The organism is Kribbella sp. NPDC058693 (genome assembly GCF_042715335.1).
In the GTDB taxonomy this organism is placed as follows: Bacteria; Actinomycetota; Actinomycetes; order Propionibacteriales; family Kribbellaceae; genus Kribbella; species Kribbella jiaozuonensis.
The window spans coordinates 1,444,000-1,467,413 of record NZ_JBHXSQ010000004.1; the positions used below are offsets into that span (position 1 = coordinate 1,444,000).

Genomic DNA, 23,414 nt, shown 5'->3' on the forward strand with positions numbered 1-23,414 from the left:
TGCTAGTAGCTTAAGAGCGGCACCGGAGGCGCGATTAGGCCGAATGTCATGAGATACCCTGAGTGTCGTGACGACACGGCGGCGGGGTGCGGCGCTGGAGGAGGCGATCCTGCAGGCGGCGGTCGAGGAGCTGACCGAGGTCGGGTACCGCGAGCTGACGATGGATGGCGTCGCCGCCCGCGCCGGCACCGCGAAGAACGTGATCTACCGTCGTTGGCCGAGTCGGGCCGCGCTGTGCATCGCAGCGTACCGGCACATGCTCCCGACCGGTCCTGACGCCACCCCCGACACTGGCTCGCTCCGCGGCGACGCGCTCGCGCTGCTCACCCGCGCCAACGACCGCATGTCCTCGCCGGTCGGCCGCATCCTCCGCCAACTCCTCGCCGACATCCAGTCCGACCCCGAGCGGATGCGCGAACTCCGCGACCAGGTCGCCCGCGCCGGCGTCTCGTACTGGCTGACCATCCTGGCCCGCGCCGCGAGCCGTGGCGAAGTCGGCCAGCAAGCGCTCACTCCACGCGTGGCGACCGTCGCCGTCGACCTGCTCCGCAACGAGTACGCCCTCAACGGCGCGACCGCAGTCTCCCCGGAAGTCCTGACCGAGATCGTCGACCAGGTCTTCGTCCCACTCGCTACGCAGGCACCAGCCCATCCTCGTAGCTGACATTCAACCGCCGGTACGCCGCGCTCAGGAACGCCAGCAGTACGACGACCAGCATCAGCAGACTCGCTGCGACGAAGGCGAGCGCGATCCCACGCGCCTGCCCATCCCCGAGCAACCACCCGAACGTCTCCCGACCCGACGCCGACTCCATGTACGGGATCAGCAGGAACTGCGCCGCCGGACCAACTGCAAACGCCGCAACCGGAGTAGACGCAGTCTCGATGCTCTGTGCGAACCCGAAGATCCGCCCCTGCTTCTCGAACGGCACCAACCGCTGCAGGATCGTCTGCTCGGCCGCCTCACCGATCGGGACGAGCAGCATGAACCCGAACATCCCGACGATCAGCAGCGACTGCCACTCGCGGACCGCCGTACCCATGCCGACGATCGCGATCGCCACATTCGCCACCAGTAGCACCCGCAGCGGCGAACGCCCGAGGCCGAACCGCGCGACCAGCGCACCGCCGGCGATGAAGCCGATGCTGGTGATGCCGAGCACGAGACCCCATGACTGCACCGAGAACAGATTCAGCCCGTACGGGTCCATCAGCGCCATGAAGACACCCATGATCAGGTTATTGAAGGTGCTGAACAGAACCAGCGGAAGAAGGCCCGGTACGGCGCGCATCGTCTCCCACGCGCCACGGATATCGATCCGGGCCCGCTCCTGGTGCGCCGGCCGCGGCTCGTCGATGTGGATCGCCAGCAGCAGATGAACGAGTACGGCGACGGTGAAGACGACCGCGATCGCGACCGTGCCGCCCATGCCGACGAAGCCGACCGACAGGCCGCTCAGGACGCTGGTGACGAGGTGCGCGACACCGTTCACGGTCCCCACGAGCCCGTTGGCCTTGTCGCGCCGATCGGCCGGCACCAGCAGGGTGACCGCGGTCGACAGCGCGATACTCCGCAGCTGACCGGCGGTGCTGCCGACCAGAACCAGCAGGGTGAACGCCCAGAACCACGGCCCGTGCCAATCACTCAGCTGCCGGCCCGCGACGACGTACAGAATCCCGGCGAGGACGAAGGCGACGCCGGTGATCGAGCTGGACAGCGCCATCGCCGTCTTCTTGCGGTGCGAGTCGACCACCGCGCCGAAGATCGTGCCGCTGGCCGCCCCGATCAGCATCGAGACACCGGAGACGATCGACGCCGCGAGCACCGAGTGCGTCACCAGATACACCCAGAACGCGAACCCGAAGCTCAGGAAGGTGGTCGTCACGTTCGCCACCAACGTGTTGATCAGCAACCGCCGGAATGTCGTCGTCATACCTGTACGTCGAACGCGACCTCACGGAATTGACATGGCTTCCCGAAGCGCCTCGAAATCCTCCGGCTCGAGCGGGACCAGGCCGCGGCGGAGCTGGTAACCCCAGTTCGGCCGCCGGGTGAGCTCAAGCTCCACCTCATGCACGTCCGCCCGATGCACGGGCAGGAACTCGATCCGCCGGCGCCACGGCTGCACGATGCCGCGCTCGCCCATACTCATCGGTTCGGCCTGGTACGGCGCCTCGTCGGCGACCACGCCCAGCGCGGTGAACGCACGCAGCGGCCGCTTCTCGCGGTAGTGCTCGGTCGGCGAATAGATCACGAACCCGTCGCCCTGCCGCAGCCGCGCGACGCCGTACCGCTTGCCGTGGTTGAGCTGGATGAAACCGCCCTCGACCGCCCGCTGGGTGTGGTCCGCGGAGACCACACCCAGCCAGGCGCGCTGCAAATCCGTCATGCCACTACTGTCCGCCGGAATATACGACATCTTTCGTCATGATTTTGCGGCGGAGTTTGGCGATCAGCGGCCAGGCGATCATCAGCAGGATCACTGCGTAGATCACGTACGCGACCGGCCCACCGATCAGCCCGGAGACATCGCCGTTCGAGAGCTGCAGTGCCATCCGCGCCTGCCGTTCGGCGATCGGGCCGAGGATCACGCCGATGATCAGCGGCAGCACCGGCAGACCGAACCGGCGCATCCCGAAACCGAGCAGCCCGAGCAGCAGAAGCAGCAACAGGTCGAGCGGCTGCGCGTTCACGGCGTACGCGCCCATCGAGGCGAAGAAGATGATCCCGGCGTACAGATACGGCCGCGGGATCTGCAGCAGCTTCGCCCAGGCCGGCGCCAGCGGCAGGTTGAGGAGCAGCAGCATGAGGTTGCCGATGAACAGGCTGGCGATCAGCGCCCACACCAGCCTCGGCTCGCGCTGGAACAGCAGCGGTCCGGGCTGGATGCCGTACGACGTGAACGCCGCGAGCATCACCGCCGCGGTCGCGTTCGTCGGCAGACCGAGCGCGAGCATCGGCACCAGCGTCCCGGCTGCGGACGCGTTGTTCGCGGCTTCCGGTCCGGCCACGCCCTCGATCGCGCCGTGCCCGAACTCTTCCGGATGCTTCGACAGCTTCTTCTCAGTTGCATAGGAGAGGAACGTCGGGATCTCGGCCCCGCCCGCCGGCAGCGCGCCGATCGGGAATCCGTACGCCGTCCCGCGCAGCCACGGCTTCCATGAACGACGCCAGTCCGACTTCCCCATCCACGGCCGACCGACCGGAATGACTGTGCCCGGGTTCCGCCGCAGATGCGCCGCGACCCACAGCGCCTCGCCGACCGCGAAGATGCCAACGGCAACCACGACGACATCGATGCCATCGGCAAGCTGCGGTACGCCGAACGTCAGCCGCTGCTGGCCGGTCACCTTGTCAATCCCGACCAGCCCGATCACCAGTCCGAGCAGCAACGCCGCGAACCCACGGATCCGGGACGACCCGAGCACCGAGGTCGCACCGGCGAACGCGAGCAGCATGATCGCCAGGTAATCCGGCGCACCCAGGCTGATCGCGAACTTCACCACCTGCGGCGCGACCAACACCAGCAACAACGTCCCGATCGTCCCGGCCACGAACGAGCCGATCGCCGCGGTCGCCAACGCCTGCGCGGCCCGTCCGGCGCGTGCCATCTTGTTGCCCTCGATCGCCGTCACCACCGATGACGACTCGCCTGGCGTGTTCAGCAGGATCGACGTGGTCGAGCCGCCGTACATGCCGCCGTAGAAGATGCCGGCGAACATGATGAACGCCTGCACCGGCTCCAGCCCGTATGTGATCGGCAGCAGCAGCGCGACCGTCATCGCGGGTCCGATGCCGGGCAGTACGCCGACCGCCGTACCGACCGTGACACCGAGCAGCGCGAGCAGCAGGTTGATCGGGGTCAGGACATCTGCGAATCCTTGCAGGAGTTCCATCACAAGATCCCTTGCAGTACGCCGGCCGGCAGGTTGACGCCGAGCCCGATCGCGAACGCGTAGAACGTGATCAGCGCCAGGGCGGCGGCGATGAACAGGTTCCGGATGTGGTGCCGGCTGCCGAGCGCGAACGCGGACCCCCAGAACAGCAGGGTCCCGCTGATCACCCAGCCCAGCGGCTCGATCAGCGCGAGGTTGACCACGAACGCGGCGATCAGCGTGAGCACGGTGCGCCAGTCGACGGCGGACGTCACGTCGACGTCCTCGCCTTCCTCGGCCTCACCGGTCCCGCCGCGGGCGACGTCGACGGCGTACAGGACGGCGACCACGAGCAGCAGTACGCCGAGGACGATCGGTACCGGCTTCGGGCCGATCGGATCGTTGCTGTTGGCAATGTGCTGGAGCCGGGCGGCGTCGACGATCACCAGGACGCCGACCACCGCCAGGAACCCGCACACGCCGTACTGCGCTCGATCCGGCCGCCTGGTCGCGGCCTCGGTCATGCCGCCAGGCCCAGCTTGGCCAGGATGTCGGCGACCGCCTTGTCCTGGTCGGTGAGGAACTTGCCGAACTCGTCACCGGTCACGAACGCGTCGGTCCAGCCGTGCTTCTCCAGCTCGGACTTCCACTGCGCGGACTCGTGCATCTTCGTCAGCGCGTCGATCCAGACCTTCTTGTCCGTGTCGCTGATCCCGGGCGGGGCGACGATCCCGCGCCAGTTGGTGAACACCAGGTCGATCCCGGAGCCCTTCAGCGTCGGCACGTCCTTCAGCGCCTCGATCGGCTGCTCGCTCGTCACCGCGAGCACGCGCACCTGGCCGCTCTGGACCTGGTCGAGGAACTCGCCGAATCCGCTGGCCCCGAAGGCGATCTTGCTCCCCAGCAGTGCAGGCAGCAGTTCGCCGCCGCCGTCGTACGAGACGAAGTTGACGTCCTTCGGGTTGATGCCGACGGTCTGTGCGAGCTGCATCGGCAGCAGGTGGTCCGGTCCGCCCGGGGAAGAGCCGCCGCCGACCGCCAGCCCCTTCGGGTTCGCCTTCCAGGCCGTGACCAGATCGCCGATCGTCTTGTACGGCGAGTTCTTCGGTACGACGATCGCACCGGCCTCCTCCACCAGCTTCGCCAGCGGCGTGGTCTGGGTCAGCGTCGCCTTCGACTTCGAGGTGTACGTCGCGCCGACCACGCCGAGCCCCATCTGCATGGCGAGCTTGCCGTTGCCCTTCTCGTTCACGGTCCGCTGCAGGCCGACCGTACCGCCGGCACCGGGCAGGTTGAACACCTGCACGCCGGTCGCGATCTTCGCGTCCTCCATCACCTTCGCGGCGACCCGGGCGGTGGTGTCGTACCCGCCGCCGGCCGCGTTCGGCACCATCAGCCGCAGACCGGTGGCAGGCTTGCCGCTGTCGGCGTTGGTGTCGGACTTGTTCGCGGTCGCGCCGCAGGCGGTCACGCTGGCCAGCGCGAGCACAGCTGTGGTGACCCAGAGCATCGGCCTCATGGCGGTGTCCTTTTCGATGGGGATCAGGTGGCGACGATCGTGGACCTCCAGCGGGTACGGCGTCTGCGTTGTGGCCGCAGCGGTAGTTGAGTTCATTGTGGTCACGGGCGGAACCTGGGTGAAGTGTGGCACTCGAGCGCCGCAGCGGTGATCATGCGGCAGGACCTTATGGGAGGTGAATATGGCCGTCAGGCTGGGAAGACGTCCGACGTTGGCCGGGCAGCTGCTCGTGCTGCAGTTGGCGATCGTCGTGGTGGTGCTCGTCGCCGTCGCCGCTGTCTCGCTCGCCCAGTCTGCCGCCACGTTCAACCGGGTCGAGGGTCGTCGCGTGACCGCGCTGGCCGAGCAGCTCTCCGGGAACCAGACGCTGCGGTTCGGCATCCGGCATCCTGCGCCCGCGGAGGTGCTCGCGCCGTTGCTCCAGACAACGTTGACGCAGTCCGGCGTCACCTCGATCACGGTCGCCGACGCGCACGGCCGGATCATCGCGGCCACGAACCCCACCACGATCGGCAGCTCGTTGGCGCTCGGTGATCCGTGGGTGGCCTCGGGCCGGGGATGGTCAGGCGAGCTGCGGCTGGGGGATGGGAAGGAGTTGGTCTCGCAGGTCCCGGTGCTCAGTCAGGGCACGGATGCGAACGGTCGTCCGGACGGAACGCTCGGGGATCACATCGGCACGGTGATGGTCGGCGAGCAGGCTCCGTCGATCTGGCAGCGGTTGCGCGGGGCATCGTCGTACCTGGCGATTTATCTCGGGATCGCCTGTGTGCTCGGGCTGCTCGGGTCGTGGTTGCTGGCGCGCCGGATCAAGCGGCAGACGCTCGGGCTTGAGCCGCGGGAGATCGCCGGTCTCGCCGAGCACCGGGAGGCGATGCTGTACGGGCTGGCCGAGGGAGTCGTTGCCTTGGACCCCCATTTGCGGGTCACGCTGGTGAACGATGTCGGTCGGCGACTGCTCGACCTTCCTTCGAGCGCGGTCGGGCGGTCGTTGAGGGAGTTGGGGATCGAGGGCCGGTTGCGTGAAGTGCTCGCCGGTGAGGACGAGGCGCGCGACGCGGTCGTCGTACGGCGTGGGCGGGTGCTGGTGATGAACCGGATGGAAGTACTGAAGGACGGGCGTTCGCTCGGATCGGTGACCACGCTGCGCGACCGGACCGAGCTGGCGCAGCTGGAGCGGGAGCTGGGGTCGTTCCGTTCGTCGGCCGAACTGCTTCGGGCGCAGACGCACGAGTTCGCGAACCAGTTGCACACGATCTCCGGCCTGATCCAGATCGGGGAGTACGACGAGGTCGTCTCGTACGTCGGCGCGCTCAACCGCTATCGTGAATCGCTCGACCTGACCGTGACCCGGCGGGTCCACGACACCGCGGTCGCCGCCTTGCTGATGGCGAAGTCCTCGCTCGCGGCCGAACGCCGCGTCGAGCTCCGGGTGTCCGAACGTACGACGCTGCTCCGGCTCGACCCCGCACTGTCCGCCGACGTGGCGACCGTGGTCGGCAACCTCGTCGACAACGCGATCGACGCAGCGGCCCAGTCCGGTACGCCGCTTTCACCCGCGTGGGTCGAGGTCGAACTGCGGCAGGACGCGACCAGTGTGGAGATCGTGGTCCGCGACTCCGGTCCTGGCGTCGCGCCCGAGCTGGCGCAGGAGGTGTTCGCGCACGGCTTCACCACCAAGGCCGCGGCCGAGGGCGAACGCGGGATCGGCCTCGCGATGACCCGGCTGATCTGCCGCCGGCGGGGCGGCGAGGTCGCCGTCACCAACAACGCCGACGGCGGCGCGGCGTTCGTCGCCCGCATGTCCGCCCAGCGCACGCCCGAGGGAGCCCGATGATCACGGTCCTCGTCGTCGACGACGACTTCATGGTCGCCCGCATCCACCGCGGCTTCGTGGACCGCGTCGACGGCTTCGAAGTCATCGGTACGGCGAACTCCGGCGACCAGGCCGTCGCGGCGTTGTCCTCGCTTCGTCCTGATCTGGTGCTGCTCGATCTCTATCTGCCCGACGTGTTCGGCATCGAGCTGATCGGGCGGATGCGCGCCGTACAAGCTGATGTCGACATCCTCGTGATCACTGCGGCGCGGGAGGCCGAGGCGGTGCGGGGCGCCGTACGCCAGGGTGTCGTCAACTATCTGTTGAAACCCTTCGGTTTCGAGGATTTGCGCGCGCGGCTGCAGGAGTACGCCCGCCGCCGTGCCAGCGTCCCCGACCGGGTCACCTCCCAAGCCGATGTCGACCGGGTGCTCGCCCCCGCCCGCCCATCGGTCAACCGCCTCCCCAAAGGCCTCAGCCAGGAAACCACCGACCTGGTCACCGCCGCCCTCCGCACCGCCCCCGAGAACCTGTCCGCCGCCGAATGCGCCGAGAAGGTCGGCATCTCCCGAGTCAGCGCCCGCCGCTACCTGGAGTTCCTCTGCACCCAAGGCCAAGCCCAAGTAACCCTCCGCTACGGCACCACCGGCCGCCCCGAACGCCGCTACCACTGGAGAACCTGAAGGCCCCCGCGTGCTACGCAGCCGCTTCCTTCGTCGCTCCGCTCCTCAGCGCACCCGCTCCGCACGCTACCCACCCACCCCCGGCTCAGCGCCGTGCATCCCTTTCCGGCTATCGCCGGGGCTTCCGGCTATCGCCGGACTGTGCCGGCTATCGCCGGAGTTCCCGGCTGCCGCCGGACGTGCCGGCTATCGCCGGGGTCTGCGGGCTGCCGCCCGCGAGTTGCTGAATGCCAGGCCCGCGTCACCCACAAGACACCCCTGGCCGAGGGGACCGCGACACTCCCACGCCCTCGCGGCAGGCTGCTGTCCGCGGACCGCTGTGTCCGGGGCGACGAGAGCGGAACGTGGCGACATGTCGCAGTCCTCTCGATCGCATCTGCTTCCCGAGTGGCACTCGCTAGCCTTCGCTTGCGAGCACCGCGAGCACCTCGCAGGCGGCAGCCCGCTACTCCCAGCGGTAGCCGGATGGGGATGCACGGCGCTTAGCCCGGGGGTGGGTGGGAGCGGGTGCGTTGAGGAGCGGAGCGACGGAGGAAGTGCCTGCGGAGCAGGCGGGGGCAGACGCAGTCAGTCCGCCGCTGACAGTGGAGAAAGCTGAATTTGGTGGGATCCTCCAGCGTTAGAGCGATTTCAGGGCGAGGTACATGTCTACCCGGTCCTGGAAGCGGGAGAGGTCGCGGCCGGTGAGCTCTTGGATGCGGTCGATGCGGTAGCGCACGGAGTTCACGTGTAGGTGAAGCTGTTCGGCGGTGCGTGCCCACGAGCAGGCGGTCTCCAGGAAGATCGACAGCGTGCCCACCAGATCGCCCCGAGTGCGGCGGTCGTGCTCGAGGACTGCGCCCAATACGCGGGTCGCATAGGTACGGCGTACGTCGTGGGGGACCGCCGCGAGTAGCAAGGCGTGTGAGGTGACGTCCTCGGAGCTGACGACGCTGACCGGTGTACCGCCGACGTGGGCGACGCGGTGGGCGAAACGTGCCTCCTCCAACGCCCCGGCGAGACCGGAGATATCGGCCGGTCCGCTGATGCCGACGGACAGCGTGGTGCTCGCGAGCAGGCCGGGTGCGAAGCGGGCGCACGCCGTACGCACCAGGTCAGGCAGGTCCGGTGAATACGGGAGGAGCGCCACCGCGCGGCCGTCGCCGGTGCGAGCCACCACGGGCCGGCTCACCGTGAGCGCGATGTCCTCGAGCAACGCCGGCGCACCCTCGGGCGGCCCGCTGCCCGAGATCTCCACGACCACGACGACGACCGGCTGATCGGTGGCGAGACCGGTCTGCCGAAGACCTGCTAGTACGTCGCTTTGCGGCGCGCCCGCCTCGATCATCGCGACTGCTTCGGTGGCGATCGGCCGGAGCGCCCGCTGGCTCTCGTCGCGTCGCGAGCGATCGAGGGACGCGATCGCGCACAGCTCGCCGACTGCGTCGACCTCTTCGCGGGGCCAGGTCCGGAGGTCTCCGTCGACGACCACGAGCCACGTCGTGAGCCGCTGGCCGAGCGTCGAGCCGACCGGGAACACGCTGTACGTCCCCGACTCGGTCTCGATCGGCGCGGGCAACCGGTCGGTCGTGAGGAAGCCGGCGGTGACGGCGTCGACGGTCGCGGGGTCGAGCTCGGCAGGGCCTGGCACCACATGCCGACCGGACGGCGTGAGCACCCGGCAAATGTGGCCGAAGGCAACCGACACCCGATCGGCGAGCTCGTCCAGGCTCCGGCCGGCGGCGATCGCGGCGAGCATGTCGCGCTGGCGTACCAGGCTGGCCGACGCGCGGGAGTGACCGTTCCCCGAGTCGCGCTCGACGATGTGCTCGGTGATGTCGGTGAACGCAACCTCGGCCGGCACCTCGATCAGGGTGAGTTCGTGAGCCCGGCAGGCGTCGACCAGATCGTCCGGTACGTCGCCGCCGGCCAGCAGCGCTCGAGCGCCCCGACTCGACACCGAGCGCACGAACCGCTCGCTGTCGCCGGGAGTGCGGTGCCAGACCAGCCCGCTGAGCACGAGTTCGCCGCCGCTGAGGTAGCGGCCAGGATCGAGGAGGTCGGTCGTGACCAGTCGGCCGATGGGCTGGGCCGGCGCGTCGGGCGCGGCGTACAGCACGCGGAGCCCGAGGCGCTCCTCGTCGAGCAGCTCCGAAAGCAACATGGTGACCTCCCTGGATGAATCTACAGTTTCGGCGGCCTGGTGACAGCTCTTGACTGTGGGATTGCATGGGCTGGACGCTTGACAGTAGAGAAGGCCAGGTTCAATCTTCTAGCCATCGGAATCCAGTTTCCGGAATGCGGAATTCTGTCCTGTCATGGCAGAGGTGGGAGCGCACGATGGCTGAGCAAGAAAAGATCGCGGAGCAGGACATCCTGCTGGCGGCGACACCCGTCCGGGACGACCGGGCGCCTGACGACGGGAGACGGGCGCTGCTGCGGCTCGCCTCGGTGATGGACCGGATAGGCACCAACCGCAGTCACAAGGTGATCCTGGCCGTGGTCATCTTCGGCGCCTTCTTCGACGTGATCGAGCAGAACACGGTCGGCATCGTCGGTCCTTCGCTGAAGGACCAGTGGGGCGTCTCGTCCGCCGGCATCGGCTTCCTGGCGTCGGCGACGTTCGGCGCGATGTACATCGGCGCCGCACTCGGTGGCTGGCTGAGCGACCTCAAGGGCCGCAAGACCATGTTCAACTTCAACCTGGCGCTCTACAGCATCGGCGCGCTGGTCTGTGCGCTCGCCCCGAACTTCCCGGTGCTGGTGATCGGCCGCGTCATCGTCGGTCTCGGGCTGGGCGGCGAGTTCGTCGTCGGGCTGGCCTTGCTCGCGGAGATGACGTCGACGAAGTTCCGCAGTACTGCGGTGGGTTTGCTGCAGGTTGGCGCCGGCGGACTGGGGAACCCAGCGGCGTACCTGTTCGGGTTCGTGATCGTCGGCGTGATCGGTCCCGATCTGCCGCTGTGGCTGGGTGGACCGGATGCGAGCTGGCGTTGGGTCTTCGCGCTTCTTTGCCTGCCGGCTCTGCTCGTCCTCTACACGCGGCGGCACATGCCGGAGACGCCTCGGTACCTGTTGAGCAAGGGCCGCATCGCGGAGGCGAACCGGTCCCTCAGCGTGCTCGCATCCGATCGGCTGAACCCGCGCGGGCTGCTGGTGACGAACTACCTGCCGGAGAACATGCGGCTCGCACAGGCCGACGTACGGTGGACCGAGATCCTGCGCGGTCGGCTCGGACGCAACTCGGCAGTGCTCGGCGCCTGTACGGCCTCGCTGTTCGGGGCGCAGTTCGTCCTGCTGACCTTCTGGCCGACGCTGTTGGTCGACCAGGGGTACGAGATCGCGACGAGTCTGTGGTTCACGATGGTGATCTTCACGGGCGCTGTTGCTGGAGCCCTGGTCTCCTCGGTGCTGAACGCAAGGTTCCGCCGGCGTCCGACGATCGCGGTCGCGGCTGCCCTCTCGTGCCTGTCGGCGTTGGCCTTCGCCTTCCTTGCCAACGGCGCGGTCGCGATCCTCGTCCTCGGCTTCCTGTTCGAGTTCTTCTCCTGGTGGGCGAACTGCTCGATCTCGACCTGGTGCCCGGAGCTCTACCCGACGCGGGTACGGGCGTTCGGCATCGGCGTGATCTCGAACCTGGGAATGATCGGCGGCGCTCTGCTCCCGCCGCTCGCCGGAGCTCTCCTCAGCTCGCTGGGACCGGTCGCGTTGCTGAGTCTGGTCGGTGCGATGTGTGCGGTGGTGCTCGTGGCGGTGCCGTTCGGCCCCGAGACGTTCGGACGTTCGTTGGAGGAATTGCACGATGGCAACTGAAGGACCTCGGATGCGGGTCGGCGTTGACGGACTCAAGATCCCCGAATCGGCCAAGCGCGGTCCGCTCGGAACGATCGGGCACGCGCATCAGCTCGGACTCGAAGGCGTCTTCTTCCGTTCGGTGCTGGACCTGAGCCCGACGCTGAACCTGGCCGAACTACGGAACGCGCGAGCCCGAGCGGACGAGCTCGGGATGTACCTCGAGACCGGGCTCGGCAAGGTGAACCCGTTCGCGATCCCCGAAGCCCCTGAGCTGCGCGAGATCGGCGACGGCGACACCCTGCTCGGATTCCGCCGGATGATGGAAGCGTGCGCCGCGATCGGCTGCTACGAGCTGTGGTCGTCGACCGCGATGGTCAAGCCGAAGTTCGCTGGGCGGCTGGCCTGGGACCGCTTCCGTACCGACGTCACCTGGGAAGAGCAGCTGGTCGCGATCGAGCGCTTCCTGCTGCGGCTCGCGCCGTACGCGCGAGACCTCGGCATTCACGTGAACCTCGAGACTCATGAGGAGATCAGCTCGTTCGAGCTGGTCCGCCTGGTCGAGGCGGTCGGGCCGGATGTGACCGGGATCGTGTACGACACGGCGAATCCGTTGCACCGGATCGAGCACCCGACCTGGACGGCGCGCCGGGTTGCGCCGTACGTCCGTCAGACGCATATCAAGGACGCGCATCTTGCGCACGGCGAAGGCGGTCTGTACTACCAGCTGCGCCCTTGTGGAGCAGGGGTTGTGGACCTCGCTGAGGTCCTGCCGATCGTTGCTGAGAGCAACCCGTCGGTGAATCTCACGATCGAGAACTACGAGTCGTACGAGGACCGGCCGCGGCCGCCGGAGAAGTGGCTGATCGAGGTGTACGAAGAGGAGTTCCTCGCGGCACATCCCGATCTCACGGTGCGGGAGTTCGCGGCGTACCTGGAAATGGTGCACGCCTACGAGAACCGCATCGCTGCCGGTGAACTGCCGGACCTCGACACCTATGCCGCGCAGCCCTTCGGCTACAGCGAAACCGTTCGCTACATCGTCGACAGTGCTGCCCACATTCGCGCCATCTGCGCTTCGGAAAGGACGACCATATGACATACCTCGCGGAGACCTCGGACAACCGCTCGATGGAGCTTCCGGACGAACTGCTCCAGGGCGCGATCGATATCCACGTGCACGCAGGGCCTTGGCTGCGGTCGTGTCCCGGCCGGCTCGATCCGTTCCAGATTGCCGAGCAGGCGAAGGCCGTCGGCATGCGGGCGTTGATGTACCTCGACCACACGCTCGGGATGAGCTGCGGTACGTCGCTGCTGACGACGCGGCAGGTGCCGGGTATCGACGTGTTCGGCGGGATCATCATGACGTCGGTGCTCGGCGGGCTCAATCCGCGGGCGGTGAAGACCGCGCTCGAGTACGGCGCTGGGGCACGGTTTGTGCACTTCGGAGCACATTGCACGCACTTCATGGCAAGCCACGAAGGCAGTTATGTCGATGGGAAGCCGGTGACGTTCAAGGATCAGTACCCGGCGTTCCAGAAAGAGCTGGATCGCTCGATCCGGATCCCGCTCGACGGCTCTGTGCCTGATGATCTGGCCGAGATTCTCGAGCTGATTGCGGAGCATCCGCAGGTGCATCTCAATACCGGGCACGTCTCGGTCGACGAGGCGATGCGGCTGGCGGACCTGGCGATCGACGCCGGGATCCGGAAGATCGTGGTGGCGCACCCGTGCCGTGGTCGGATGACGGTCGAGCAGCAGCGGAAGCTTGCTGAGAAAGGTGTGCTGCTGGAGGGCGCGGTCTCGGACTGGATGTTCCATCGCGGGCTGCCGCGGACGAACTACTACGTCGAACGCGAATGGGCCGATGAGATCGCCGGGATCGCGAACGCGCCGGAGTTCAGCGGGATCATGCCGTGGGCGCGACAGATCCGCGAGATCGGCGTCGAGCACTTCATCCTCGGCACCGACTACGGCATCCGCTCCGGCCCGACACCGGCCGAGGGCATGCGGACGCTGATCAGCTCACTGCTCGACCTCGAGTTCACCGTCGACGAGATCAACACGATGATCAAGAACAACCCCGCCCGCCTCCTCGACCTGGAGCCGTGAGCAGTGCCGGGGACCGTACTCGTCATCAACCCAAACACCAACAAACAAACGACAACGATGATGACGGAGTTGGTCCGCCCGGCGCTGTCCGCGGCCGGGTTGACGGTCGAGGGCATCACAGTCGCCCACGGTCCCCGCATGCTCGCCGAACCCGCATCCCTCGCCGCAGCCGGGCCCCACGTCTTGAACGCAGTACGCCACCGCCTGGCCGCCAGAGGAGGTGAGTCGACGGGCGCCGACGCTCCACTGACCACGCTCGCCGATCCCACCACCGTCGCCGCGGCGCCAGGTGCTGACGACGCGGGGGACATGGCTGCGGATGGTGCCGAGGGTGTGGTGCCTGCTGGTGGTGAGGTGGTTGCGGTGATTGTTGCGGCGATTGGGGATCCGGGGCGGGAGTTGTTGGACGGCGTGCTGGATGTGCCGGTGGTGGGAATCGGGCAGGCTTCGATCTTGGCGGCGGCGCGGGGTGGCCGGCGGTTCGGGATGGCGACCAGTACGCCGTTGTTGGCCGACTCGCTCGTGGACCTCGTGGCGCAGTACGGCCACAGCGACACCTTCATCGGCGTCCGGCTGACGTCGTCCGATCCGCTCGTCCTAGCGGCTGACCCCGAGCGCCAGTTCCTCGAGCTGGCCGACGCAGTCCGCGCCTGCGTCGCCGACGGCGCGGAGTCCGTGATCATCGCCGGCGGCCCGCTCGCCGCAACCGCCCGTCGGCTGGCCGAGCTCGACCTGGCCCCGATCATCGAGCCACTCCCGAGCGCAGCCGCCTTGGTCATCGCAGCTGTGGACCACAGCCCCGGAGGCACGGCCGACCTCGCCCCGGATGGAGGTGTACGGCGCTGAGCCGGGGGTGGGTGGGAGCGGGTGCGGTGAGGAGCGGAGCGACGAAGGAAACGCCTGCGGAGTACGCGGGGCGGACGCAGTACGCCTTACCGCATCCGGCTACTCCTCGACCAGTTCTACGGTGGTGGCGTGGCGTTCGGCTAGGGCGTGGTAGACGGTGGCGTTGTGGTCTACGAAGAGTTTGGCGGTGCCGTCCAGCGGGATGATTTTCTTGGCGGGGCTGCCCATTGCGACTGATTCGGGTGGGATGACGGCGCCGGGGGTGACGGTGGAGCCGGCGGCGACGAGGGAGCGTTTGCCGACTACTGCGCCATCGAGGACGATTGCGCCGTTGCCGACGAGTGCCTGCTCGCCGATTGTGCAGTCGTGGACGAGGCACTGGTGGCCGACGGTTGCGTTCGGGCCGATTTCGCAGCCGTTGTGGCCGACGTGGATGACCGTGTTGTCCTGGATGTTCGCGCCGGCGCGGATCGTGATCGTACCCAGGTCGGCGCGGATCACCGCGCCGTACCAGATCGAGACTCCGGCCTCGACGACCACATCTCCGACCAGCGTGGCGGTCGGCGCGATCCAGGCCTCCGGGTGAACGGTCGGGCGCTTACCTTCGAACGAGTACATGGGCATACGCCGCACCCTATGCCGCGTAGCCTCGTGCGGTGCTGAAAACAGTTGCCGGGTTCGCCGCGTTCGGGTTGTTCTGGGGAGCGTGGGGCGCGATCCTGCCCGCGGTCCGGACCGGCGCCGGGGTGAACGACGGGGAGCTCGGCGTCGCGCTGCTGATGATCGGGCTCGGTGCGCTGGTTTCGATGCGGTTCACCGGGTATCTGATCGATCGGTACGGCGGTGTCGTGCTGCCGGTCGTGACCGTACTGTTCGCGATCTGCGGCGTACTACCCGCGCTGGCCGGCTCGGTGGTCACGCTGAGTGCGGCGTTGTTGTTGCTCGGAGCAACCTCTGGCGCGATGGACGTAGCCATCAACGCAACCGGCTCCCACGCGGAGGCCGCCACCGAGCGCCCGGTGATGAACTTCGCGCACGGCATGTTCTCGGTCGCGGTCGTAGTCGCAAGCCTGGGTACGGCGGGACTCCGCGCCGCCGGCGTCGGTGCGCTCCCGGTACTCGGCGGGGCCGCCGCCCTGATCGTCATCACTGCACTCGTTGTCCTGGCGCCACAGGACACCACCAACTCCGAGCACGCACCGGCCGCCTCGGGCAGCACCTCGGCGCAACCAGCCGCCACAGACGACGCACGGAACCCGCGGGCTGATGCCGGGGGATCGGGGGCGGCGAAGGGGCGGTTGGAGCCGACGTTGCTGATGTTCGGGGTGCTGTGTGCGATTGCTTATCTGGTTGAGAATGCGTGGCAGAGCTGGAGTGCTGTGCATCTGGATACTTCGCTCAACGCACCGGCCGGCCTCGCGTCTGTCGCGCCTGCTGTCTTCGCCGCCGCGGCTGCGACCGGCCGGTTTGCCGGAAACGCGCTCCTGAAGCGGGTCCAGCAAGTGCAACTGCTGGTGTTCGGCGGGCTCATCGCGGCGGCGGGCTCGCTTGTCGCCGCGACCGCCGGTCACCCGTGGATCGCCCTGATCGGCATTGGCATCGCAGGACTGGGTACGTCGGTCTGCGCGCCCACCATCATCGGGATGGCCGGTGCCTGGGCCGGACCCGCACGACGCGCAGGCGCGATCTCGGTCGTGACCACGATCGCCTACCTCGGATTCCTGATCGGCCCGGCGGCAGTCGGCGCGGCCTCCTCGCAATGGTCCCTGCCGGTCGCGCTCGGCGGCGTCGCCGTACTCGCAGTGGTTGTCGCCGGCCTCGCCCCGGTCGCCGGCCGCATCGCCGGAGCCCGTTGAAGGCCGCGAACGCGATCGACCCGAGCCGGCCTTCGACGTACGGCGAAAGGGATTTGAAAGGACCTCCCGCGAGGCTACGGTGACAAGGACTAGCGAGGAGGGTTCCATGACGGAGATCGCGAAATCGGGGGCCGCGGTGATCAACCGGGCCGACGGGCGGGACGACGGGGAGGAGTGGACCGAGAACTACACCCAGTTGCCTGGTGGGGCTGGGGTGTCGCTGATTCTCGAGTCGACCACGAAGGAGGGCGCCGGTCCGCGGCTGCACAAGCACCCGTACGCCGAGACGTTCATCATCCGCCGCGGTACGGCAACGTTCACAGTCGGCACGGAAGAGATCGTCGGCCGAGCGGGCCAGATCCTGGTCGTCCCCGCCGACACCCCGCACAAGTTCCGCACCGGCCCCGGCGGCTACGAAGCGGTCCACATCCACGCCAACCCGACGTTCGAAACGGTCTGGCTGGAGTAGCTACTCCGACGGGGGAGTGAACGCGGCCAGCAAGGTCGCGGTGATGTACGGCGCGGCTTGGTCGGACGTGATGCGGCCGGCGTGGAGTTCGCTCGCGGCGCCGTGCATCACGTTGTGCATGACGCTGACCAGCCACGAGGTCGGCAGGTCGGCGCGGAAGGCGCCCTCGTCGCGGCCGCGTTCGAGCAGCCGCTCCACGCGTGCCATCGGGTCGGCGTGCAGCTCTTGGACCCGCCCTGGCGGCAGCGCGTCCTGAGCCGCGAGCAGCAAAGCGCGGTACTGGTCGACCAGCTGCCAGCTCGACTCGATCAGCCGCCCCAGCGCCGAACGGGGATCGCCGGTCAGATCGACCTGCCCGAGTGTCTCCTCGCCGGTCGCGATCGCCTGCACGAAAACGGCGTCGATCAGCTCGGCCCGCGACGGGAAATGCCCGTACAGCGTGACTCGCCCGACCCCGGCCGCCTTCGCGATCTCCGACGTACTCGCGGCCGGATCGCGGCTCAGGCACTCCGCCGCCGCGGTCAGGATCGCCGCGATGTTCCGCTGCGCATCCGCCCGTCTGGTCGTGACAGCCACGGAAACCTCCTCATCTCGAACACCGCTGTACGAATTCCTCTTGTCGAACACCAGTGTACGAGTTACGGTACCAATCTAACCCGTACACGCCTGTTCAACTTAAGGATGATGACCGATGAATCAACCCGACCCCCGGCGGTGGCGACTGCTGGGGCTGCTCGCCGTCGCGCAGTTCATGCTGATCCTCGACGTCACCGTGGTGGCGATCGCGCTGCCGAACATCGAGACCGATCTCCACCTCGGCCGCGAGACCCTGACCTGGGTGGTCAGCGCGTACACGCTGATGTTCGGCGGCCTGATGCTCCTGGGCGGCCGCGCCGCCGACCTGTTCGGTTCCCGCCGCGTCGTACTGACCGGTCTGATCGTGTTCACCGCGGCCTCGCTCGTCACCGGCCTGGCCAACGGGCCCGAGCTCCTCCTCGCCGGCCGCGTCGCGCAGGGCATCGGCGCCGCGATGCTCTCGCCGGCCGCGCTGTCCGTCGTCACGAAGACGTTCGACGGCGACGAGCGCAACCAGGCCCTCGGCATCTGGTCCGCGATGGGCGGTGGCGGCTCGGCGATCGGCGTACTCCTCGGCGGTCTGCTCACCGCCGGCCCCGGCTGGCAGTGGGTCTTCTACATCAACCTGCCCATCGGCCTGATCGTGTTCATCCTCCTGCTCCGGATGCTCCCCGCCGACCGCCCGAGTGAGCAGCAGGGTCGTCTCGACGTACCGGGTGCTCTTCTCGTCACAGCCGGCACAGGTACGGCGATCTATGCGCTCATCAACGCCGGCGACCGCGGCTGGCTCTCGGCCGCGACCCTCGGCACGCTGGCCGGTGCCCTCGTCCTGTACGGCGTCTTCGCCTGGGTCCAGCGATCCGTCCGGTGGCCACTGATGGACCTCCGGATCCTGACCCGGCGACCTGTTGCCGCAGGCACCTTCATGTTGCTGGTAGCAACGGCTCTGATGATCTCGATGTTCTTCCTAGGATCCTTCTACCTACAACACTTCAAGCAGTACGGCGCCCTGCGCACCGGACTGCTGTTCTTGCCGGTGGCAATCGCCGCGATCGTCGGCGCGCATCTGGCCAGCCAACTCGTCGGACGGGTCGGCGCACGACCGGTCGCCGTCGTCGGATTCGCGATCACGGCGATCGGGGTCGCTGTCCCCGCGATCTGGGACGGTGCCGCTGAGATCGTGATCGGGATGACCGTCGGGACGGTCGGACTCGGTGCTGCGTTCGTCGCGTCCTCGACCACGACGTTCGCGCAGATCGATCATCGGGAGGCGGGCCTCGCGTCCGGCATCCTGAGCACGTTCCACGAGTTCGGTGCATCGCTCGGCGTAGCGGCGGTGTCTAGTGTCGCGGCGGCCAGCCTGGCCGGCACGGTGTCGACCGGGTTCTCCCGTGGGTTCACGTTCGCCGCGATCACCGCAGCGGTGGCGGCTGTCCTTGCGCTGATCGTCGTACCGGCGTTCAAGCCTTCAACCGGAGGGGTTCATGTCCATTGAGATTCGCCGCGCGGTGGTCGCGGATGCGGAGACCGTGCTGACCATGCTCGGGGAGCTGGCGGCGTACCAGGATCAGCAGCAGTACGTCACTGCGAGCGTGCACGACTGGGAAGGGTTCCTCGAACGCGAGGATGTGATCGTGCTGCTCGCAGAGGTCGACGGCAACGTCGCGGGGTATGTGTCCGCCCTTCGCCGCCCGTACCTCTGGGTCGGCGGCGATCAGCTCGCGCTGGACGACCTCTACGTCCGCGAGGCATTCCGTGACGCCGGCGTCGGTCGCCGGTTGATGCTCGGCCTCGCCCGGTACGCGCTGCCGGACCGACTCCCGATCGGCTGGGGTCTCCGCCTCGAGAACACGGCCGGCTACCGCTTCTACGAACGCCTCGGCGCCAAGCTGGTCACGAAGACCGCAGCCGGCTGGTCGCCCGAGGCGTACGAGGCTCAGCTCAACGAATAGGTGGCCGCGACCGGGAGGTGGTCGGAGGCGAAGCTCACCGGGACGGACACCGCGGTCGTCGCCAACTGCGCGCTGTGCAGCTGGTAATCGATCCGCTTGGTCGGCAACGGAACCGGACTGGTGAGCCCGAGCCCGAACCCCTTCTCCGGCCAGGTGTCGGTCAAGTGCGTGGTGAGCGTCTTCACCTCGGCCGACGTCGATACGGCGTTGAAGTCGCCGACCAGCAACGTTGCCTCGGGCGCATCCTTGAGCAAGGCAACGATCGCGTTCACCTGTTCGATCCGCTCGCCGTCGTTGATCGTGGTCAGATGCGTGTCGGCAAAGCGCAACGGCCTGCCGTCGACATCGATCAGCGCCTCGAGCAGACCACGCTGCTCGCTCCCCGGATGCAGCGGCAACAGACTGTTGCGCGAGTCAACGATCGGGTACTTCGACAGCACCAGCGTGCCGTACTGCCGTCGGGGCTTGCCCGGCTCGAGCGGATCCCAGTCCAGGTTGGCGGCGAAGACGTAGTTCATCTTCAGCCGCGCCGCCAGCCAGGCCGGCTGGTCGACCCAGTTGCTACGGGCGTCGAAGTACTTGTCGACCTCCTGCAGGCCGACGACACCGGCACCGGAGGCCTCGATCGTCTTCGCGACCCGCTCGAGGTCGAGCTTGCCGTCGACCCCCGCGCCGTGGTGGATGTTGAACGTCAGCGTCTTCACCGGGGTGGCCTCCACCTCCGCTTGAGCAGTCAGTGGCGACACGAGCATCAGCAAGGAACCAGCCAGAGCAGCAAACACCACGGCAGTATCACATCGGAAAGGATCAAGGGCCGGTCCTTACCGAAACACCATGGTCGAAAGCCGTGCCGCTTCCTACCGTGAAGTGATGCGAAGGACTGTCCCGCCGCAGGCCTACTTCATCGTCAGCGCGGTGTTCCACTACCTGGGACCCGCGTTCGCGGTCCTGCTCTTCGCGCGGATCGATCCACTCGGCGTGGCCTGGCTGCGGATCGCCGCCGCTGGTCTGATCTTCTCGGTCTGGCGCCGGCCGTGGCGGACCTGGCGGACCCTCTCGTGGACCACCCGACGCCTGGTGATCGCGTGGGGTGCCGTCCTCGCGGTGATGAACTGCTGCTTCTACTTGGCGATCGACCGGATCCCTCTCGGCACAGTCGCCGCCGCCGAGTTCGCGCCGGTGATCGTGCTCGCCGCGATCGCAGTGCACTCCCTGCGCAACCTGCTGGCGCTCCTACTCGCAGTCGCCGGCGTCTACGTGCTGACAGACATCCGCCTGTCCCACGACTGGATCGGGCTGGTCTTCACCGCCCTCAACGCGATCCTCTTCGCCGCGTACGTCGTGCTCGGCCACCGGATGTCACAAGGCCTGCAACGGATCGATGGCCTCGCACTAGCGATGGCCGTAGCGACCGTCCTCGCACTACCCGTAGGACTACACGCAGCCGTCCCCGCCTTCACCGATCCCGGACTGCTCGCCGCAGCCGTAGGAGTAGGCGTGTGCTCATCGGTGATTCCGTACGTCGCGGATCAGCTCGCGATGGCGCGGTTGAAGCGGTCCACGTTCGCGTTGATGCTGGCGTTGCTGCCCGCCACGGCGACGGTGATCGGTGCCGTCGTACTGCGGCAGTTCCCGCGGCCGGCCGAACTGGCCGCGGTTGCGATCATCGTCGTCGCGGTCGGGCTGCATCGCGAACCTACATCGCCTTGAGCGACAGCTCTTTCCAGTCCTCCCAGGTCTGCAGCCGCTCGGCGTACGCCTGCTTGACCAGCTCGTGGCCCTGGCCGAAGAAGACCCGCAGCGGCGGGTTGGGGGTGTCGGCGAGCTCGAGGATCGCGCGCCCGGCCGCGGCCGGGTCGTCGAAGTCGACCGCCGCGACATAATCCACGAGAGCCTTGCGGTGGCCGTCGTACAACGGATTAGGCGTCGCGGCCACCCCGCCGGTCAGGCCATCCGTCGCGTAGCCGCCGGGCTCGACGACCGTGACGTTGATGCCGAAGCCGGCGACCTCCTGGGCAAGCACCTCGCTCAGACCTTCGAGCGCCCACTTGGACGCGCAGTATCCGCCGCCGAGAGCGAGTCCGACCAGGCCAGCGACCGAGGAGATCTGGATGATGTGGCCGCTGCCCTGCTCACGCAGGTACGGAAGCGCTGCCTGGACCACCCAGATCGTACCGAAGAGGTTGGTCTCGAACTGGTCGCGCAGTTGCTGGTCGCTGATCTCCTCGATGGCACCGGACAGCCCGTAGCCGGCGTTGTTCACGATCACGTCGAGCCGGCCGAAATGCTCCTTGGCCTGCTCGACGGCCCCGAAAACAGCGGCCTTGTCGGTGACGTCGACCTCGAGCGGCAGTACGGCGTCGCCGTACGTGTCGACCAGCTCATTCAGACTCTTCCGGGCCGTCGCGGCCACCCGGTCCCCGCGGGACAGGGCAGCCTCGACGAAGTGCCGGCCGAGCCCGCGGGACGAGCCGGTGACGAACCAGACCTTGCTCATGCGGGCCTCACATTGTGGTTCCCGGCGAACAGGTTGGCCGGGTCGTACTCGCGCTTGACCGCCGCAAGCCGCTCGTACGTCGCCGTCGGGTAGACCGCATCCACATCGGCGTCCTCGGCTTCGGACAAGAAGTTCGCGTACGCGCCCCTGACCTGCGGAGCGAGCTTGTCCCAGAGCGCCTGCCGGGCCGGACGGGTGGCTTCGACGACCGGCGGCGGGCCGATCGTGGTCGTGGCGAACATCAGCTCCGCCTCACGATGGGCGTACGCCGTGGCGTCGGCCGCGACCTCGGAGACGGCCCCGCCGACGGTACGGACGGACATGATCGGCGAACCCTGCGTCGCACCGGTCTCGGCGAGGATCCGCAGCACCTCCGGGACGGAATCCTTGTCGACAAAGGCACTCCGGGTGATCAGCTGGATGCCGGGCGGCGGAGTCACCCCGTCGACCAGAACCTCGGCGTACGGCCGGAGCGCGACATCGTCGGCGAGTACCGTGCCGAGCTTGCGGATCGGGTCGATCGCCTGCGCGGCCAGCTCCGCGTCGTCGCCGTCGAACGCGACCTCGATCTCCAGCGGTGCCTCGGGACCGCCGAGGAACGGGTTGGCGAACGCCGCGATCGAGGTGAGCTCGGCCGGCGCGGTGCGCTGGTACTCCGCCCAGCCCTGCAGCACCTCGGCGATCTCGTTCGCCGGGAACACGACCTTGCCGAAGTAGATGTCGGTCGTCGGGTGCGCCGCGAACTCGAACGCGGTCACGACCCCGAAGTTCCCGCCACCACCGCGGATCGCCCAGAACAGCTCGGCGTTCTCGTCCTCGGCCGCGCGGACGACGTCGCCCGCGGCGGTCACCACCTGCACCGCGACCAGCTGGTCGAGCGCCAGACCGTACTTGCGGACCTTCCATCCGATCCCACCGGTCAGCGTCAGCCCGCCGACGCCGACACTCTTCGTGTCACCCGACGAGATCGCCAGCCCGTGCGGAGCCAGCGCGGCCGCGACCTGTCCCCAGGTGGCGCCGCCGCCGATCCGTACGACGTTCTTCTCCTTGTCGATGACCTCGATCCCGGCCAGCTGGCTCAGGTCGATCACCACTCCGCCGGCGTTCGTCCCGAATCCGGCGAACGCGTGCCCGCCGCCCCGGACCGCCAGCGGCAGCCCGCTCGCGGCGGCGTACGCGACGGCTTTCCGGACGTCCTCGACACTCGCCGGCCTGAGGACGTACGCCGGGCTGCCCCCGACCAGCACGGTCCGGCTCGCGGCGTCGTACCCCGCGTCGTCCGGTCCGACGATCTCCCCACCGAATCCTTCGATCACTGCGTTCATGACGTTCCTTTGCGTTTGTCCTCATCGAACAAACACCTGACGTCGGCCGGGCAGGTCATGTGACGTGAACAAGCGCACATCACACTTCGCGGGCCTATTTCGTCTGTCGTGTCGAACCG

Annotated in this window: 23 protein-coding genes; 12 read left to right on the forward strand and 11 right to left on the reverse strand. The window is 68.0% G+C overall.

Annotation, left to right across the window (positions count from 1 at the left end; all coding sequences use genetic code 11):
* Positions 1-67 precede the first annotated feature (67 nt).
* Positions 68-664 (forward strand): TetR/AcrR family transcriptional regulator, encoded by a 597-nt coding sequence (locus ACFWUU_RS33355; RefSeq protein ID WP_380181477.1) that lies wholly within the window; start codon positions 68-70, stop codon positions 662-664.
* Here ACFWUU_RS33355 and ACFWUU_RS33360 read toward each other — a convergent pair.
* Genes ACFWUU_RS33360 through ACFWUU_RS33380 form a run of 5 tightly spaced genes read right to left on the reverse strand, consistent with a single transcriptional unit; the run spans position 633 to position 5,395 of the window.
* Positions 633-1,934, reverse strand: a complete 1,302-nt coding sequence (locus ACFWUU_RS33360; protein ID WP_380181479.1) for an MFS transporter — start codon at positions 1,932-1,934, stop codon at positions 633-635. The two genes, ACFWUU_RS33355 and ACFWUU_RS33360, sit on opposite strands and share 32 nt — an antisense overlap.
* A gap of 21 nt (positions 1,935-1,955) precedes the next feature.
* On the reverse strand, positions 1,956-2,390 hold the full coding sequence (locus ACFWUU_RS33365) for an EVE domain-containing protein (protein ID WP_380181481.1): 435 nt from the start codon (positions 2,388-2,390) through the stop codon (positions 1,956-1,958).
* Positions 2,391-2,394: 4 nt separating this feature from the next.
* Positions 2,395-3,897, reverse strand: coding sequence for a tripartite tricarboxylate transporter permease (locus tag ACFWUU_RS33370; protein ID WP_380181483.1), 1,503 nt, complete (start codon positions 3,895-3,897; stop codon positions 2,395-2,397).
* The gene (locus tag ACFWUU_RS33375; RefSeq protein ID WP_380181485.1) at positions 3,897-4,400 is read right to left on the reverse strand and encodes a tripartite tricarboxylate transporter TctB family protein; all 504 of its coding nucleotides are present in this window, start codon (positions 4,398-4,400) and stop codon (positions 3,897-3,899) included. Before ACFWUU_RS33375 ends, ACFWUU_RS33370 begins: the two co-directional genes overlap by 1 nt.
* Positions 4,397-5,395, reverse strand: coding sequence for a Bug family tripartite tricarboxylate transporter substrate binding protein (locus tag ACFWUU_RS33380; protein WP_380181487.1), 999 nt, complete (start codon positions 5,393-5,395; stop codon positions 4,397-4,399). The genes ACFWUU_RS33375 and ACFWUU_RS33380 overlap by 4 nt, the downstream gene beginning before the upstream one ends.
* Before the next feature lie 181 nt (positions 5,396-5,576).
* On the opposite strand from ACFWUU_RS33380, the gene ACFWUU_RS33385 reads away from it, so the two are divergent.
* On the forward strand, positions 5,577-7,229 hold the full coding sequence (locus tag ACFWUU_RS33385; RefSeq protein WP_380181489.1) for an ATP-binding protein: 1,653 nt from the start codon (positions 5,577-5,579) through the stop codon (positions 7,227-7,229).
* The gene (locus ACFWUU_RS33390; RefSeq protein WP_380181491.1) at positions 7,226-7,891 is read left to right on the forward strand and encodes a response regulator; all 666 of its coding nucleotides are present in this window, start codon (positions 7,226-7,228) and stop codon (positions 7,889-7,891) included. Before ACFWUU_RS33385 ends, ACFWUU_RS33390 begins: the two co-directional genes overlap by 4 nt.
* Positions 7,892-8,510: 619 nt before the next feature.
* Here the strand turns inward: ACFWUU_RS33390 and ACFWUU_RS33395 are convergent.
* Positions 8,511-10,034, reverse strand: coding sequence for a PucR family transcriptional regulator (locus ACFWUU_RS33395; protein WP_380181493.1), 1,524 nt, complete (start codon positions 10,032-10,034; stop codon positions 8,511-8,513).
* Between the two features lie 176 nt (positions 10,035-10,210).
* Between ACFWUU_RS33395 and ACFWUU_RS33400 the strand changes: the two genes are divergently transcribed.
* From ACFWUU_RS33400 to ACFWUU_RS33415, 4 genes are read left to right on the forward strand one after another with little or no spacing between them, the layout of a single operon-like run.
* Positions 10,211-11,683: an MFS transporter gene (locus ACFWUU_RS33400; protein ID WP_380181495.1), complete on the forward strand. Its 1,473-nt coding sequence runs from the start codon at positions 10,211-10,213 to the stop codon at positions 11,681-11,683.
* Between the two features lie 10 nt (positions 11,684-11,693).
* Complete coding sequence (locus ACFWUU_RS33405; RefSeq protein WP_380181497.1) at positions 11,694-12,761, forward strand: sugar phosphate isomerase/epimerase family protein; 1,068 nt, start codon at positions 11,694-11,696, stop codon at positions 12,759-12,761.
* Positions 12,758-13,774 (forward strand): DUF6282 family protein, encoded by a 1,017-nt coding sequence (locus tag ACFWUU_RS33410; RefSeq protein WP_380181499.1) that lies wholly within the window; start codon positions 12,758-12,760, stop codon positions 13,772-13,774. Before ACFWUU_RS33405 ends, ACFWUU_RS33410 begins: the two co-directional genes overlap by 4 nt.
* A gap of 60 nt (positions 13,775-13,834) precedes the next feature.
* Positions 13,835-14,620, forward strand: a complete 786-nt coding sequence (locus ACFWUU_RS33415; RefSeq protein WP_380181501.1) for an aspartate/glutamate racemase family protein — start codon at positions 13,835-13,837, stop codon at positions 14,618-14,620.
* Between the two features lie 99 nt (positions 14,621-14,719).
* Here the strand turns inward: ACFWUU_RS33415 and ACFWUU_RS33420 are convergent, their stop codons facing one another.
* Positions 14,720-15,244, reverse strand: a complete 525-nt coding sequence (locus ACFWUU_RS33420; protein ID WP_380181503.1) for a gamma carbonic anhydrase family protein — start codon at positions 15,242-15,244, stop codon at positions 14,720-14,722.
* A gap of 32 nt (positions 15,245-15,276) precedes the next feature.
* On the opposite strand from ACFWUU_RS33420, the gene ACFWUU_RS33425 reads away from it, so the two are divergent.
* Positions 15,277-16,476: an MFS transporter gene (locus ACFWUU_RS33425; protein WP_380181505.1), complete on the forward strand. Its 1,200-nt coding sequence runs from the start codon at positions 15,277-15,279 to the stop codon at positions 16,474-16,476.
* 106 nt (positions 16,477-16,582) lie between these two features.
* On the forward strand, positions 16,583-16,945 hold the full coding sequence (locus ACFWUU_RS33430; protein ID WP_137252599.1) for a cupin domain-containing protein: 363 nt from the start codon (positions 16,583-16,585) through the stop codon (positions 16,943-16,945).
* Here ACFWUU_RS33430 and ACFWUU_RS33435 read toward each other — a convergent pair whose 3' ends face one another.
* The gene (locus tag ACFWUU_RS33435) at positions 16,946-17,521 is read right to left on the reverse strand and encodes a TetR/AcrR family transcriptional regulator (RefSeq protein ID WP_380181507.1); all 576 of its coding nucleotides are present in this window, start codon (positions 17,519-17,521) and stop codon (positions 16,946-16,948) included.
* Between the two features lie 115 nt (positions 17,522-17,636).
* On the opposite strand from ACFWUU_RS33435, the gene ACFWUU_RS33440 reads away from it, so the two are divergent.
* Positions 17,637-19,016: an MFS transporter gene (locus ACFWUU_RS33440; RefSeq protein WP_380181509.1), complete on the forward strand. Its 1,380-nt coding sequence runs from the start codon at positions 17,637-17,639 to the stop codon at positions 19,014-19,016.
* Positions 19,006-19,473: a GNAT family N-acetyltransferase gene (locus tag ACFWUU_RS33445; protein WP_380181511.1), complete on the forward strand. Its 468-nt coding sequence runs from the start codon at positions 19,006-19,008 to the stop codon at positions 19,471-19,473. Before ACFWUU_RS33440 ends, ACFWUU_RS33445 begins: the two co-directional genes overlap by 11 nt.
* Here the strand turns inward: ACFWUU_RS33445 and ACFWUU_RS33450 are convergent.
* Complete coding sequence (locus ACFWUU_RS33450; protein WP_380181513.1) at positions 19,458-20,255, reverse strand: endonuclease/exonuclease/phosphatase family protein; 798 nt, start codon at positions 20,253-20,255, stop codon at positions 19,458-19,460. The genes ACFWUU_RS33445 and ACFWUU_RS33450 overlap by 16 nt on opposite strands.
* 88 nt (positions 20,256-20,343) lie before the next feature.
* Here ACFWUU_RS33450 and ACFWUU_RS33455 point away from each other — a divergent pair, with 88 nt between their 5' ends.
* Complete coding sequence (locus ACFWUU_RS33455) at positions 20,344-21,183, forward strand: DMT family transporter (RefSeq protein WP_380181516.1); 840 nt, start codon at positions 20,344-20,346, stop codon at positions 21,181-21,183.
* Here ACFWUU_RS33455 and ACFWUU_RS33460 read toward each other — a convergent pair.
* Positions 21,170-21,970, reverse strand: coding sequence for an SDR family NAD(P)-dependent oxidoreductase (locus ACFWUU_RS33460; RefSeq protein WP_380181519.1), 801 nt, complete (start codon positions 21,968-21,970; stop codon positions 21,170-21,172). The two genes, ACFWUU_RS33455 and ACFWUU_RS33460, sit on opposite strands and share 14 nt — an antisense overlap.
* Positions 21,967-23,295: an FAD-binding oxidoreductase gene (locus ACFWUU_RS33465; protein WP_380181522.1), complete on the reverse strand. Its 1,329-nt coding sequence runs from the start codon at positions 23,293-23,295 to the stop codon at positions 21,967-21,969. Before ACFWUU_RS33465 ends, ACFWUU_RS33460 begins: the two co-directional genes overlap by 4 nt.
* Positions 23,296-23,414: the final 119 nt, after the last annotated feature.